Annotated in this window: 15 protein-coding genes, 1 tRNA gene and 1 pseudogene; 2 read left to right on the forward strand and 15 right to left on the reverse strand. The window is 64.1% G+C overall.

The features are described 5' to 3' along the window. Positions 1-91: 91 nt before the first annotated feature. From istB to ACVMDN_RS18820, 9 genes and pseudogenes are all read right to left on the reverse strand, one after another. Positions 92-838, reverse strand: a complete 747-nt coding sequence (gene istB, locus ACVMDN_RS18780) for an IS21-like element helper ATPase IstB (protein WP_310885944.1) — start codon at positions 836-838, stop codon at positions 92-94. Positions 839-881: 43 nt separating this feature from the next. Further along, positions 882-1,772, reverse strand: a pseudogene (locus tag ACVMDN_RS18785) (Mu transposase domain-containing protein); the annotation flags it as partial. Positions 1,773-2,220: 448 nt separating this feature from the next. Next, positions 2,221-2,298, reverse strand: a tRNA-Pro gene (locus ACVMDN_RS18790). Between the two features lie 111 nt (positions 2,299-2,409). Then, on the reverse strand, positions 2,410-3,003 hold the full coding sequence (locus ACVMDN_RS18795) for a MerR family transcriptional regulator (RefSeq protein WP_076834351.1): 594 nt from the start codon (positions 3,001-3,003) through the stop codon (positions 2,410-2,412). A 127-nt stretch (positions 3,004-3,130) separates the two neighbouring features. Beyond that, a complete protein-coding gene (locus tag ACVMDN_RS18800; RefSeq protein ID WP_035631661.1) occupies positions 3,131-3,466 on the reverse strand; it encodes an integration host factor subunit alpha in 336 nt (111 codons plus the stop codon). A 130-nt stretch (positions 3,467-3,596) separates the two neighbouring features. Continuing rightward, positions 3,597-4,574, reverse strand: coding sequence for a beta-ketoacyl-ACP synthase III (locus ACVMDN_RS18805; RefSeq protein ID WP_057020717.1), 978 nt, complete (start codon positions 4,572-4,574; stop codon positions 3,597-3,599). Next, the gene (gene plsX, locus ACVMDN_RS18810; protein WP_076834353.1) at positions 4,571-5,632 is read right to left on the reverse strand and encodes a phosphate acyltransferase PlsX; all 1,062 of its coding nucleotides are present in this window, start codon (positions 5,630-5,632) and stop codon (positions 4,571-4,573) included. Before plsX ends, ACVMDN_RS18805 begins: the two co-directional genes overlap by 4 nt. A gap of 309 nt (positions 5,633-5,941) precedes the next feature. Beyond that, positions 5,942-6,535 (reverse strand): YceD family protein, encoded by a 594-nt coding sequence (locus tag ACVMDN_RS18815; protein WP_076834355.1) that lies wholly within the window; start codon positions 6,533-6,535, stop codon positions 5,942-5,944. Beyond that, positions 6,532-7,083 carry a ubiquinol-cytochrome C chaperone family protein gene (locus ACVMDN_RS18820; protein ID WP_076834357.1) on the reverse strand — a complete coding sequence of 184 codons (552 nt, stop codon included), beginning with the start codon at positions 7,081-7,083 and terminating at the stop codon, positions 6,532-6,534. Before ACVMDN_RS18820 ends, ACVMDN_RS18815 begins: the two co-directional genes overlap by 4 nt. A 137-nt stretch (positions 7,084-7,220) precedes the next feature. Between ACVMDN_RS18820 and ACVMDN_RS18825 the strand changes: the two genes are divergently transcribed. Together ACVMDN_RS18825 and ACVMDN_RS18830 are read left to right on the forward strand one after the other, a co-directional pair. Next, positions 7,221-7,700 (forward strand): outer membrane protein assembly factor BamE, encoded by a 480-nt coding sequence (locus tag ACVMDN_RS18825; protein ID WP_310885889.1) that lies wholly within the window; start codon positions 7,221-7,223, stop codon positions 7,698-7,700. Positions 7,701-7,854: 154 nt separating this feature from the next. Next, a complete protein-coding gene (locus ACVMDN_RS18830) occupies positions 7,855-8,862 on the forward strand; it encodes a Bug family tripartite tricarboxylate transporter substrate binding protein (protein WP_057020720.1) in 1,008 nt (335 codons plus the stop codon). 42 nt (positions 8,863-8,904) lie between these two features. Here ACVMDN_RS18830 and ACVMDN_RS18835 read toward each other — a convergent pair whose 3' ends face one another. From ACVMDN_RS18835 to ACVMDN_RS18860, 6 genes are all read right to left on the reverse strand, one after another. Then, positions 8,905-9,060, reverse strand: coding sequence for a hypothetical protein (locus ACVMDN_RS18835; protein WP_167350400.1), 156 nt, complete (start codon positions 9,058-9,060; stop codon positions 8,905-8,907). Between the two features lie 88 nt (positions 9,061-9,148). Further along, a complete protein-coding gene (locus tag ACVMDN_RS18840; protein WP_076834360.1) occupies positions 9,149-11,269 on the reverse strand; it encodes a sodium-translocating pyrophosphatase in 2,121 nt (706 codons plus the stop codon). A 285-nt stretch (positions 11,270-11,554) separates the two neighbouring features. After that, positions 11,555-12,556: a thiamine-phosphate kinase gene (gene thiL / locus ACVMDN_RS18845; RefSeq protein WP_310885888.1), complete on the reverse strand. Its 1,002-nt coding sequence runs from the start codon at positions 12,554-12,556 to the stop codon at positions 11,555-11,557. A 138-nt stretch (positions 12,557-12,694) separates the two neighbouring features. Next, positions 12,695-13,189 carry a transcription antitermination factor NusB gene (gene nusB / locus ACVMDN_RS18850; RefSeq protein WP_016844994.1) on the reverse strand — a complete coding sequence of 165 codons (495 nt, stop codon included), beginning with the start codon at positions 13,187-13,189 and terminating at the stop codon, positions 12,695-12,697. Positions 13,190-13,191: 2 nt separating this feature from the next. Next, positions 13,192-13,683, reverse strand: coding sequence for a 6,7-dimethyl-8-ribityllumazine synthase (gene ribH / locus ACVMDN_RS18855; RefSeq protein ID WP_076834363.1), 492 nt, complete (start codon positions 13,681-13,683; stop codon positions 13,192-13,194). 234 nt (positions 13,684-13,917) lie between these two features. Continuing rightward, the gene (locus ACVMDN_RS18860) at positions 13,918-14,526 is read right to left on the reverse strand and encodes a riboflavin synthase (protein WP_310885887.1); all 609 of its coding nucleotides are present in this window, start codon (positions 14,524-14,526) and stop codon (positions 13,918-13,920) included. Positions 14,527-14,615: the final 89 nt, after the last annotated feature.

Below are 14,615 nucleotides of genomic sequence, written 5' to 3' on the forward strand. Positions count from 1 at the left end.
GGGACAGCGGTTTCGCTAACTGACGGACAGCAGTTTCGCTAAATCGCGGACAGCGTGGCGGCGCTGGCTTTTGGTTGCCTGGTTGTTGAAGTCAGTTGGTATTCGTTTCGCTGTTTTCGACGTCGGTCAAGGGGCGCGCGGCTTTTTTCCTTCGCATGCTGTCGCCTTCGAGGGCGATGCGGTGGGAGTTGTGGATAATCCGGTCGAGGATAGCGTCTGCGATGGTTGGCTCGCCGATCATGTCGTGCCATTGGGCAACGGGCAGCTGGGCGGTAATCAAGGTCGATTTGCGCCTATAGCGCTCTTCGAAGATTTCGAGGAGATCAAGGCGCTGCTGATCATTGAGGGTGTGGGTGCCCCAGTCGTCGAGGATGAGCAACTGGACCCGTGCGAGCTTGTCGATGAGGCGCGGGAAGCGACCATCGAGACGGGCCATGGCGAGGTCTTCGAACAAGCGCGGCATACGCAAATAAAGGACGGAATGATCGAGCCTGGCCGCCTGGCGTCCGAAGGCACATGCCAACATGATGAAGTTCTCATGGGCTTTCAGCCAGGCGCCTTGCGCCAGCTGCAGGGTGTTGCGCCGGTCAAGGCCGCGGCGGGACGCGAAGTCGACGTCTTCGATACAGGCGTCGACGAAGCGCAGCTTGGCTGCGGCCAGCCGATTGGTCAGGCGCCGGTCGGCGCGCATGGCGGCTTCGCGATCGAGCATCAGGCCGAGCCACTCGTCGCGGCTGAGATCGGCGGCATTGTCCTGTTCGGCCAATTGCCGGTAGGCGGCCGCCATTCCGGCAAGGCCGAGCGCCTGCATCTGCTCGAGGGTCGGGTGGGTCAGCATCGCGATGTTCCTTTCCTTCATTGATAATAGCCCCCCACCACGGATTGGCGTGCGAGGGGGTGGCTTTGACGGGTGCGGCAGCAGGGCTCGCGCGGTCGAGCCCGGATTTGAGGATCGCGCTCACCGAGGAGTAGCTGATCGCGTTGATGACGAGTGCCCGCTCGCAGGCCGCTTCGAGCCGATCGCGCTCGTAGCGCCGTGCCAGGGCGATGATCCCCATGGCGGAGCGATAACCCTGCTCGGGATGCGGGCGCTCACGCATCATCCGCTCGACCAGAGTGGCGATGTTGACGCCGATCCGCGCTGCCATCTTGATCAAGCTCGTCGGCGTCATATTGGCATAACGCTGATGGGCCTTGGGCATGTGCTCGTTCACGGTGACATGGCCGCCGCGCTGAGAGCGGCGCACATGGCTGGCGACACGCGTGTGATCCTGGAAGATCTCGACGGCTCGATAGGTGAGCCGGACGTCCACCCGACGGCTGATCAGCCGGTGCGGCACCGAGTAAAAGGTCTTGTCGACTTCGACGTGATAATCGGGGTGGACCTTCGCCGTTTTCCACTCGGCGTATTCGAACGGCTCGCCCGGCAGCGGCGTCAACGCAGCGCGCTCGATCTCCTCGAACAGCTGCCGGCGGGATTTGCCGATATGGCGCATCGGCCGATGGTTCAGCTCCTCCAGCAGACCGCCGATCGTAGTATTGAGATCGGTCAGGTTGAAGAACCGCCGATGGCGCAGCCGTGCCAGAATCCAGCGCTCAACAATCAGCACCGCGCCTTCAACCTTGCCCTTGTCGCGCGGCTTGCGGCTGCGGGTCGGCAAAATCGTCGTGTCGTAGTGCTCGGCCATGGCGGCAAAGGTTTGGTTGAGCGTCGGCTCGAACCACAACGCCTTGACGACCCCGGCCTTCAGATTGTCGCAGACGATCGCCTTCCTTCATGCCCGGAGGGTTGAGCCGGGCCAGGTGCGGCCGATTGAGTTAGATCAAGGGCACCTCTAATCCCGCCATTTGACCCTCTTTTTCTGCCTCCGTGCGGAACTTCGTTCCCCCACGGAGAACACCCGGTAACACTCCTCCGCTGGGGATAGCGAACACTTGGCGGACCATAACCATTGCTATGGTGAGAACATCCACCGCGCGGTTCAGTAGTCCTACCGAGAACATCGACTAACCCTTGGTTGCGTCGGGGTTAATGGCAAACTAGGCCACTCCAAAAATCAAAGCAGGCCACTAGGGATGGAAACAGGCCAGCACCCCGGAAGCCATGAGAACATATTGCGGAGTTAGAACGTCGCACGAACGAAATTGACAACTGAATGGAAACGGGCGGCCGGTTGGCAACCGCCCGCTTGAAATCGCCATTGATCGTATTGAGAAAAATGGTCGGAGCGAGAGGATTTGAACCTCCGACCCCTAGTCTCCCAGACTAGTGCGCTAACCGGGCTGCGCCACGCTCCGATGCCGTTCCATTAGCTGCGATCCTGCGTTCGCGCAAGGCGGGGCAGGCTCTCAAAGACTGTATTCCGAGGCCGGTTCCCTTGGCAGGTTTCCTCGGCAGGCTTCCTTGCCTCAGCCGTCCTTCATCGCCGCGTCGATCATCTGTCGGCAGGCGACCAGCTCCTGCAGCACGCGTTCGAGCCGCTCCCGATCGACTGACGGAACGGAGGGACGAACCGGCGGCGCGGCGGGCGCCTTGCCCGGCTGGGCGTGCGCCTTGTAGGTCGACAGGATCGGATCCTCGTCGGGATCGACGAATCGGTAGTCGATCCCCTTCTCGTCGCCATCACTCTCCTCGCCGTCGAAATCGAGGCCGTCGCCGCTCTCGAGATCGTCGGGCTCGGCCATGCTGTTGCCGACGGCTTCCTCGACCGCGCCGAACGAGACCGCCGCGGTCTGGTCGGCGATGCCCTGCACCGATTTGATGCCGTGCTCCTTCAGGATCCGCTGCACACCGCGGATGGTGTAGCCCTCGCCGTACAGCAGCCGGCGGATGCCCTTGAGCAGGTCGACGTCGTCGGGGCGATAATAGCGGCGTCCGCCGCTGCGCTTCATCGGCTTGATCTGCGCGAAGCGCGTTTCCCAGAATCTCAGCACATGCTGGGGAATATCGAGTTCATCAGCGACCTCGCTGATGGTACGGAACGCATCCGGCGCCTTGTCCAAATGCCCGCTCCTTTGAGCTCAATGCCTGGAGCCTTTCCGTTCCGATTGAATCGGAACGGGGCTCCGGATTCTAGGTTTGCCGCGCTTTCTTCACGCGAACCGGGTATCCACTTCGCTTGAAAACGCTCTAGTCGGCCTTGCTGCCGTCGCCATTGGTGACGACATGGCCATTGATCCGCTGCTTCAGGATCGCCGACGGCTTGAACACCATCACCCGCCGCGGCGAAATCGGCACCTCGGTGCCGGTCTTCGGATTACGGCCGATACGCTGGCCCTTCTTGCGCACCATGAAGGAGCCGAATGAGGACAGCTTCACTGTCTCGCCCTTTTCCAGGCAATCGGTGATCTCCTTCAGCACCAACTCGACAAATGCCGACGATTCCGTGCGCGACAGACCCACCTTTTGGTAGACCGCCTCACACAAATCGACGCGCGTAACTGTTTTTCCGGTTCCCGTGGTCATCGCCTGCCCCGCACTCTCGGCGAACAATTTCTTGACTGAAATTAAAAGCTTAGCGCGCAATGGTCAACAGTGACCAGCGCCCAGGCGCAGGAAAGATACCGGCAACCTGTCGATACTGTTTGGCGATACGCTACCAGCGCACGAGCGCCGAGCCCCAGGTGAAGCCGCCGCCCATCGCCTCGAACAGCACCAGATCGCCCTTCTTGACGCGCCCGTCCTTCACGGCGACCGACAGCGCGAGCGGGATCGAGGCCGCCGACGTGTTGCCGTGCTTGTCGACCGTCAGGACCACCTTCTGCGGCGCAATATGGAGCTTGTGCGCCGACGCATCGATGATTCGCTTGTTGGCCTGGTGCGGGATGAACCAGGTGATGTCCTCGGCGGTAAAGCCGGTGGCGTTGAAGGCGTCGACGATCACGTCGGTGATCATGCCGACGGCGTGCTTGAACACCTCGCGGCCCTCCATCCGGAGATACCCGACCGTCCTGGTCGAGCCGGGCCCGCCATCGACGAACAGCTTCGCCTTGTGGCGGCCGTCGGAGCGCAGATGCGTCGTCAACACGCCGGGGTCGCTGGTGGTGCCGGAATGCTGCTGCGCCTCCAGCACGACCGCGCCGGCGCCGTCGCCGAACAGCACGCAGGTGCCGCGGTCGTTCCAGTCGAGGATGCGTGAGAAGGTCTCGGCACCGATCACCAGCGCCCGCTTGTGGGTGCCGGCGCGCAGGAAATTATCGGCGGTGGCCAGCGCGAAGACGAAGCCGGAGCAGACCGCCTGCAGGTCGAAGGCGACGCCATGGTTGATGCCGAGCCCGTGCTGGACGGCGACCGCGGTGGCGGGAAAGGTGTTGTCGGGCGTCGAGGTCGCGAGCACGATCAGGTCGATCGACTGCGCATCGACTTGCGCGTGGGCGAGCGCGGCCTGCGCCGCCTTGATCGCCAGATGCGAGGTGAATTCGTCGTCGGCCGCGATGTGGCGCTCGCTGATGCCGGTGCGCTGCACGATCCAGTCATCCGACGTGTCGATCCGGGTGGCCAGTTCGGCATTGGTCAAAACCCGCTCCGGCAAATATGAGCCGCAGCCGAGCACTACCGAACGTATAGCAGTCACGAGACAGCCTCCTGCGCGGTCTGCGCCTGCACCAGCGCACTGCCGTCGCGATTAAGCATCTGATTGATCTTGGTGAGGAGATCGAAGTGGGCCATCTCATAGCCAACATCCACCGCATAGGCAAAGCCTTCCGCGTTGGTGCCGCCATGGCTCTTGACCACGACGCCCTTCAGGCCGAGCAGCAGGCCGCCATTCGACTTGTTGGGATCGAGCTTGTCGCGCAGCTTCTGGAACGCGCCGCGGGCCAGCAAATAGCCGATCCGCGCTAGCCAGCTAGATGACATGGCCTCGCGCAGCAGCGTGAACATCTGGCGCGCGGTTCCTTCGGCGGCCTTGAGCGCAATGTTGCCGCTGAAACCTTCCGACACGATGACGTCGGCGAGGCCCTTGCCGATCGCGTCGCCCTCGACGAAGCCGATATAGTTGAACTGCGTCGAGTTCATCGCACGCAGCATCTCCGCCGCCTCGCGGATTTCCCCGTGCCCCTTCATCTCCTCGGACCCGATATTGAGCAGGCCGACGGTCGGCCGTTCGAGGTTGAACAGCACGCTCGCCATGGCGCTGCCCATCACCGCCAGCGTCGCCAGATGGCGGGCGTCGCCGCCGATCGTGGCGCCGAGGTCGAGCACGACAGAATCGCCGCGCAGCGTCGGCCACACCGCCGCAAGCGCCGGGCGGTCGACACCGGGGAGCGTCCGCAGATTGAGGCTGCCCATCGCCATCAGCGCGCCGCTGTTGCCGGCGGAGACCGCAACGTCGGCCTCGCCATGCTTCACGGCGTCGATCGCGAGCCACATCGAGGACGCCCTTCGGGTCCGCCGCAGCGCCTGGCTCGGCTTCTCATCGTTCTTCACGGCGACGTCGGTATGGATCACTTTCGATACCGCCTTCAGTGCCGGATGCTTGGCGAGCTCCGGCTCGATCTGGGCCCGGTCCCCGACCAGCAGGAATTCGCTGTCGGGATGACGGCTTAACGAGATCGCGGCGCCGGGAATGACGACGGAAGCGCCGACATCGCCCCCCATGGCGTCAAGCGCTATTCGAACCTTTTGAGGCATGAACGTCCCGGAAGCCTGCTTTCCCGCAGCCTTCAGACGAAGACCGCGCGCTTGAAGTCACCGCCGTCAACGGCGCGCGGCGAAACACCAACTCGCGTCCCGGCCGGGCCGCGACAATAGCGTGTCCTCGGTCCGACACAACCTCTTGACCGCAAATGAGGCAGCTGCCGAACCATCACGCAACACATCGGAGCATACCAGAAATACATTGTATTTCAATGTATTGTGACACGTATTTGAAGTAACTAGGAACACCGCTCGCGCAAGCTTGCAGGCAAGCCATCCCCGCAAATGTGGCGCCAGGCGCCCTCAACTTCCCTTGGGCTTCTTGCCGTCCGGCTTTTCCTTCAACGCCTTCAGCGCCGCGAAAGGATGATTTTCCGGGTCAGGCGCTTCAGCCTTCTGTTCAAAGACCGCATCCACCTTGCGCGGATACGGGTCTATGCCGAGAAACAGCGCATCGGTGGCAAGCCGGCCGATATCGATGAAGCCGCCGACGATCGGCTCCGGCGGGTCCGGCGTTTCCTCATCGCTGTCGTCGGCGTCGTCGACCAGGTCGGCCATTTGCGGGATCTGCTCGGGCGGCGCGAACACCACATCGATCGGCTCATCGATCTCGTTCTCGATCGGATCGAGCGTCACCACGCAGGTCTGCCCGACCCTGGCCTTAACTCTGCCGGTGACGTGGTAGCTGCCGTCGCGTTTGGGCTGCAGGTCGAACTCTGCACGCGCGGAGACGACCTCCCTCAACTCGGCAACTTCGGCCATCGCCTTGCGCGCCGCCTCGTCGGCTGCGATCTCGCGATGCAGGCCGGTCTCCGGAATCTGCGCGATGTTGACCAGGACCCGCCAGGGGTCGCGGTCGCGCCGTGCATCGGGCTGCCCTGTGCTGCCGCCGCTCATGCCGCCGTCCCCGCAGGCTGTGGTGCCGGAAAACGCCAGGTACCCTTGGCCAACGCCGCGAGATCGGCGCGCGCCAGCTCTTTGATCGCCTCCTTGGCGTAGGCGGCGAGCTCGCGGGCCTTGTCGATGTTCTGACCGTTGAGGATGTTCTTGCAGAACGACTCGGCCAAGGCTGCCTCGCTGTCGGTCAGCGCCAGATCATAGGCCGCGGTGCGGCCGTAGAAGGCTTCACCGAACGCCTGCATGCGCTTCGGCACCGTGAGGTCGCCGACGCCCATTTCGCGCAGATTGTCGTCCATATCGATGCAGAAATGATCAAACAGGGCCTGGGACAGCGCGACGCCGCCCTCGACGGATTTCAGTCGCCGCAGCACCAGCCACAGATGCATCAGAAGCAGGTCAAAACGGCCATTAACCGTGTCCGGAACGCCCAAGTCACGGTAAAACAACGGTTCTCGCGCCTGCGTCACGATCATGCCATAGATGGTCTCAATGGTGCTGCGCGCGGGCACCCGGGGTCTTCTGAAGTGATTGAACGGCCAAAGCATGACGGGTTCCGGCTGCCGGTCCCCAAAGGGTCGCCTGTTGAGAGGTCGCCCATTGGAGCTCGGCATGATTGCAATCCATTGAGCTGCCCGGTACGTCAATGCCTCGGCCGATGCAAGGGGACGGATCAGTTCCGCCGATGAACCACATTCTTTCACGACAGTCTCGCGCCGCTTCCGCGCGCGGGTTCTTTTCGCGTCTCCGCGCCGTCGCGGCGATTGGCCTCGTCTGCGCCGCCGCACTCGGCGGCTGCGCCGGGGAACAATTCCAGAAGGGCTACATCCTGCCCGAGGGGGCGCTCGAGCAGATCCCGATCGGCGCGAGCCAGGACCAGGTGCTCATCGTGCTCGGCACGCCCTCGACGGTCGCAACGCTGGACGGCGAGGTGTTTTATTACATCTCGCAACGGACCTCCCGCCCGGTCGCCTTCATGAATCAGCGGGTGATCGACCAGCGCGTGATCGCGGTCTATTTCGACAAGAACCGGCAGGTGCGCCGACTGGCCAATTACGGCCTGAAGGACGGCAAGATCTTCGACTTCGTCAGCCGGTCCACGCCGACGTCGGGCCAGGAAATGTCCTACCTGACACCGCTCTTCAAGCTGCTGAGCTTCAACTAGAGCGTTTTCGAGCGAAGTGGGCTCCGGTTCGCGTGAGACAACGCGTCAAGCCGGAGTCCAGAGCATAAGCCGCTGCGCCAAGTTGTCGCTTGCCCGAGGGGCAAGCGGTCCCCTAGTTTGCTCGCAAACAAGAGCCTGAGCAGGGGGTAAACGCATGACAGCCAAGAGATTTTCCCGTCGTACGGTATTGTCGGGCACGGCCGCATTGACGGCCGCGGCGATCCTGCCGCGCGCGAGCCTCGGCGCCGGTGACTGGCGGCCGACCGAGACCGTCCGCATCATCGTGCCGGCGGCGGCCGGCGGCTCGACCGACGTGATGGGGCGGCTGCTCGCGGCGCATTTGCAGCCGCTCTGGGGCCAGTCGGTGGTGGTGGAGAATCGCTCCGGCGCCGGCGGCACCATCGGCACATCCGAGGTCACACGCGCCAAGGGCGACGGCCACACCATCCTGATAGGCAATCCCGGCCCCAACGCGATCGCCTACAGCATCTTCCGCAACCTGACCTACAAGGCCGACCAGTTGCAGCCGGTCTCCAACATGATCCGGATTCCGAACATCGTGTCGGCGCATCCGTCGACCGGTCTCAAGTCGATCCCCGAATTGATCGCCTTTCTGAAGAAGAATCCGGACAAGCTCACCTACGGCTCGTCCGGCACCGGACAAAGCCCTCACCTCACCGGTGCCTGGTTCCTGCAGCTCACCGGGTTGAAGATGACGCACGTGCCGTTCCGCGGCGCCGGTCCCGCATTGCAGGCCGGGCTCGCCGGCGACATCCAGATCCTGTTCGACAATCTCTATCCGTCGCTGCCGCAGGTGCAGGACGGCAAGCTCAACGGCCTCTGTGTCACCACGCCGGAGCGTAGCGATTCCGCACCGAACCTGCCGACGATGCGCGAGGGCGCGCCGGAACTGGCAAAGTTCGACGTCTCGTCCTGGTTCGGCGTGTTCCTGCCGAAGACCGCGCCCGCCCCGGTGCTCGACGAGTTGAACCGCCAAGTCAAGGCGATGCTGGAGCGCGACGACGTCAAGAAGAACATCGCCGGCATGGGCGCGCGCGCCGACTACGGCACGCCCCAGCAATTCTCCGATTTCGTCGATGCCGAGACGAAGAAGTTCGCGGCGATCATCGAGAAGGAAGGCTTGCAGATGGAGGTCAAGTAACAGCCGCCGTCACGACGTTTCCTGAGCACGTTGCGGCCAACGCTACGAAGACTTGTTGATCTTCTTGACCTTGGCGTCGGTCGCTTCAATCGACATCGCCAGTTCCATGATCGCCTTCGAGAGCAGCTCGATGGCCTCCTTCTGATCCTGCGATTTGGAGGCGCGGAGCGCGTAGTTCCGTGCGGATGAGAGCGACATCGATTGATCTCCGTGTTGTTCGCGTCTGGTTCAAAAATAAAACCCCGCGGCTTTCACCGCGGGGCCTCGTTTCAGTCGTGTCCGCCGCTCAGTGCGCCAGGATCGCCAGCAGCAGCAGCGCCACGATGTTGGTGATCTTGATCATCGGGTTCACCGCCGGGCCCGCCGTATCCTTGTAGGGATCGCCGACGGTATCGCCGGTCACCGCGGACTTGTGGGCGTCAGAGCCCTTGCCGCCGTAGTGGCCGTCCTCGATGTACTTCTTGGCGTTGTCCCACGCGCCGCCGCCCGAGGTCATCGAGATCGCGACGAACAGGCCGGTGACGATGACGCCGAGCAGCATGGCGCCGACCGCGGAGAAAGCGGCCGACTTACCGGCTGCGCCACCGCCCGCGATCGCGTAGATCAGGAAGTAGACCACGATCGGCGACAGCACCGGCAGCAGCGACGGGATGATCATCTCCTTGATCGCCGCCCGCGTCAGCAGGTCGACCGCCTTGCCGTAGTCCGGCTTGTCGGTACCCTGCATGATGCCGGGCTTCTCGCGGAACTGACGGCGCACTTCCTCGACGATCGCGCCGGCGGCGCGACCGACCGCGGTCATACCCATCGCACCGAACAGATACGGCAGCAGGCCGCCGAACAGCAGGCCGACCACGACGTAAGGATTGTTCAGGGAGAAGTCCGGGTTGACGCCCTTGAAGTAGGCATGGGCATTGGAGTCGCTGATGAAGAATTTGAGGTCCTGATTATAGGCCGCAAACAGCACCAGCGCACCGAGACCGGCGGAGCCGATCGCGTAGCCTTTGGTCACCGCCTTGGTGGTGTTGCCGACCGCGTCGAGCGCGTCGGTCGACTTGCGCACCTCCTTCGGCAGCCCCGCCATCTCGGCGATGCCGCCGGCGTTGTCGGTAACCGGGCCGAAGGCGTCGAGCGCGACGATCATGCCGGCCAGCGCCAGCATGGTGGCGGTCGCGATCGCGATGCCGAACAGGCCGGCAAGGCTGTAGGTGACGAGGATGCCGGCGATGATCACGATCGCGGGCAGCGCGGTCGCTTCCATCGAGACCGCGAGGCCCTGGATCACGTTGGTGCCGTGACCGGTGACCGAGGCCGAGGCGATCGACTTCACCGGGCGATAGTCGGTGCCGGTGTAGTATTCGGTGATCCAGATGATCAGGCCGGTGACGACGAGACCGACCACGCCACACCAGAACAGCGCCATGCCGGTATAGTCGACGCCGTCGAGCTTGCCGAAGCCGACCAGCCAATTGATCACGAGCGCGACGCCGACCAGCGACAGGATGCCGGTGGCGATCAGGCCCTTGTAGAGGGCGCCCATGATGGACTGGCTGGCACCGAGCTTGACGAAGAAGGTGCCGATGATCGAGGTGATGATGCAGATGCCGCCGATCGCGAGCGGCAGCGTCATCATGTTCACCAGGATCGGCGTCTTGGCGAAGAAGATCGCCGCGAGCACCATGGTGGCGACCGCGGTCACCGCATAGGTCTCGAACAGGTCCGCCGCCATGCCGGCGCAGTCGCCGACATTGTCGCCGACATTGTCGGCGATGGTGGCCGGGTTACGCGGATCGTCCTCGGGGATACCGGCCTCGACCTTGCCGACGAGGTCGCCGCCGACGTCCGCACCCTTGGTAAAGATGCCGCCGCCGAGACGGGCGAAGATCGAGATCAGCGAGGCGCCGAAGCCGAGCGCCACCATGGCGTCGACCACGGTGCGGCTGCCCGCTTCCAGACCCATGAACTTGACCAGGATCATGAAATAGATGGTGACGCCGAGCAGCGCGAGCCCCGCAACCAGCATGCCGGTGATCGCGCCCGCCTTGAAGGCGAGTTCGAGGCCGCCGGCGAGCGAGGTGGTTGCCGCCTGCGCGGTGCGGACGTTGGCGCGCACCGAGACGTTCATGCCGATGAAGCCGGCAGCCCCCGACAGGATGGCGCCGATCGCAAAGCCGATCGCCACCGGCAGGCCCAGGAAGTAGGCCAGCACCACGAAGATCACGATACCGACCATGCCGATCGTGGTGTACTGCCGCCGCAGATAGGCCTGTGCGCCCTCGCGCACCGCGGCCGCGATTTCCTGCATGCGCGGATTACCCGCATCCGCGTTCAAGACCGACTGCGTCGCCCAGATCGCGTAGACGATGGAAAGCGCCCCGCAGAGCACAATCAACCATAAAGCTGTCATGTTGCCTCAGATCCTTGATGTAACCCCCGCGCCTTCTTGTGCCGCTAGGGGGCGGCAGGCGCTTATTTTGCGAGGACAATCCTCCCCAAAAACGGATTGCCTCAAATCGGGCGCGACCTTGCCAAAATCGTTACCGCTGTGCAACGCCACCCGTGGCCGAAAACGCCGATATCGGCAGCTATTTAGAAGGAAAATCGGCGCGATCAGGCGCGGGAAGTCCAGAGCTGCTTCCGTTCCGACGCGTTTTCTTAACGCGAACCGGTGCCCGCTTCGCTCGAAAAAGCTCTAGAAATGGCTGTAGGACAGCCGCCTCAGCTTCAGTTCCCGGCCCTGCCCGTCGAGGAAGCTCGGTGGCGACAAGCCTGCGATCAGGCCGCCGATTGCGGTTACCGCGACCTTGGCCCGCCGTGCGTCGCGCAGAAACGCGTCGACATGATCGCTCGGGACCGCGCACAACAGCTCGTAATCATCACCGCCGGCCACCAAGGTCTCGATACCGATCGCCCTGCGCGCGAGCAGCCCTGCGGCCGCGGACGACAACGGGATGCTCGGCACGTTGATCACGCCCGCCACACCACTGGCTGCGCAAAGCTTGGTCAGATCGCCGGCAAGACCGTCGGACACATCCATCGCGGCGCTGGCGTGGGTGCGGACGGCCGTGGCCAAGGCGTTGCGCGGCTGCGGAACACGGTAACGGGCGGCAAGAAAATCCCGCCCGACGACATCGTCCGCCAGAGCCGCGGCGACCGGGCCACCCCGGAGCACATCGAGGCCGAGCGCGGCGTCTCCGATCGTGCCGGTGACGAACACACGGTCGCCCGCCTGTGCTCCCGCGCGATGCACCATCGTGCCCTGCGGCAGCCGACCGAACGCAGTGATCGAGATCATCAGCGGCCCCGGCGTCGAGACCGTGTCGCCGCCGAGCAGCGGGCAGCCGAAATGCGCGGCGTCCTCGCCGAGCGCCCGGGCAAACGGCTTCAGCCAGGCCTCCTCGGCGCTGCGCAGCGCCAGCGTCAGCACGAAGCCCGCCGGCACCGCGCCCTTGGCGGCGATGTCGGAGAGGTTCACCCGCAGCGCCTTGCGCGCCAGCATGTCGGGCGGATCATCGCCGAGGAAATGCACGCCCTCGACGATGGCGTCCGTGGTGACCACGATGTCCTCGCCGGCCGCCCTCAGCGCGGCGGCGTCATCGTCGAGCCCGAACGCCCCCGGTTCGGTCGCGAGCGGCTTGAAATAGCGCGCGATCAGGGAGTCTTCGCCGGAGGTATGTTTGCTTGCTTGGGTCATCAACCCGTCATCCTGAGGTGCGAGCAAAGCGAGCCTCGAAGGATGCACGGCCCCGATGCGACCGTAGCGCCACGCCGTCGCCCTTCGAGGCCTCCGCTTCGCTACGGCACCTCAGGGTGACGGGCGGCATCGCGGCACCTAGCTCCGCACAAACTCGTCGCCGCGGAACTGGCGCGCGATCTGGTCGAGCACGGCGTTGACCATGCCGGTTTCGTCCTTCTCAACGAAGGCATGCGCGACGTCGACATATTCGGAGACCACCACGCGGCCCGGCACGTCTTTGCGGTGCTCGAGCTCGTAGGAGCCTGCCCGCAGCACCGCGCGCAGGATGGCGTCGATCCGCTTCAGCGGCCAGCCCTTCGACAGCGCCTCGTCGATCAAAGGATCGAGCCGGGCCTGGTCGCGCACCACGCCGGAGACCACGTCGCGGAAGAACGCGGCTTCCGCCGGCAAATATTTCTCGCCCTCGACCTCGTTGCCGAGCCAGTGGCTCTCGAACTCGGCGAAGATGTCGTTGATGCCGGCGCCGCCGATGTCCATCTGATAGAGCGCCTGCACCGCCGCGAGCCGTGCCGCGCCGCGGCGGTTGGCTTTTCTGTCGGGGGCTTTCGCGGGCTTCTTGTTGTCTGCCATGGTCAGGCCTTTGCCAGGCGGCGTTTGATCCGCAGCATCGCCAGCGCCGCACGCGCCGCGTCGCCGCCCTTGTTGAGTTCGCTGGCGCGCGCCCGCGCCCAGGCCTGCGCCTCGGTGTTGACGGTGAGGATGCCGTTGCCGAGCGGGAATTTCCGGCTGATGGCCAAATCCATCAATCCGCGCGAGGACTCCTGCGAGACGATCTCGAAATGGATGGTGTCGCCGCGCACCACGCAGCCGAGCGCGATCGCCGCGTCATACGGCTTGCCGTTCGCTTCAGCCGCATCGATCGCGATCGCAATCGCCGCCGGAATCTCCAGCGCGCCCGGCACCGTGATCACGTCGTGCGTCGCACCCGCGGCCTTGATCTCGGCCAACGCGCCTTCCAGCAGCGCGTCCTGGATGTCGTCATAGAACCGCGCCTCGACGATCAGCACGCGTGCGCCGGTAATGTCGGTCTGGTCCTTCAGGGGTGCGCGCCGCGCGTCAGCCATCTACGTATCCATTTCATATTGTTGACATTTACCGATAACGTTGGATGTCAACGTTTCGCGAGTTTGTAGTCGCCCCGACGACTGAAGCCAAGCACGAATGCCTCAGGCACTGTCATTCCGGGATGGTCCGAAGGACCAGACCGCAGGTGCACAATAGTGCACCGGGGAATCTCGACATTCCGGGTTCGATGCTTCGCATCGCCCCGGAATGACTGCCGCTTGACGGCTATGCCGTCATTTCATCTCCGACAGCCGCGCCGCGTAGCGGGCCATCAGATCGACCTCGATATTGACCTCGCTGCCGGCCTTCCAGGCGCTCAGGGTCGTCACGGAAAGCGTGTGCGGGATGATCAGCACCGAAAAGCTGACGTCGCCGACCGTATTCACGGTCAGCGACACGCCGTCCAGCGTGACCGATCCCTTCGCCGCGATGAAACGCGCCAGTTCGCGGCTGGTTCGCAGCTCGAAGCGCGCCATGTCGGGCAGGTCGTCGCGCTTGACGATGGTGGCGATGCCGTCGGCATGCCCGGCCACGATGTGACCGCCGAGTTCGTCGCCGATCTTGAGCGCGCGCTCGAGATTGAGCCGGCTGCCCTGTCCCCAATGCTTGGCGGTGGTCATGCCGAGCGTCTCGGCCGCGGCATCGACATCGAACCAGGTCTTGCCATCGGCGGTGCCGGAGGCGACGACGGTGAGGCAGACGCCATTGCAGGCGATCGAGGCGCCGTCGGCGATCGTGGTCTGGTCGTAGTCGCAGGCAATCCGCATCCGGTGCAGCTGCCCCTGCGCCACCTGCTTCAGGCTGGTGATCTCACCGATATCGGTGACAATTCCCGTGAACACAACAAACCCTCTTACTCTTCGTCGTGGCCGGGCTTGACCCGGCCATCCACGACTTACTTCACTGCTGGCGACCAAGACGTGGATGCCCG

The organism is Bradyrhizobium sp. USDA 4510, assembly GCF_054059095.1.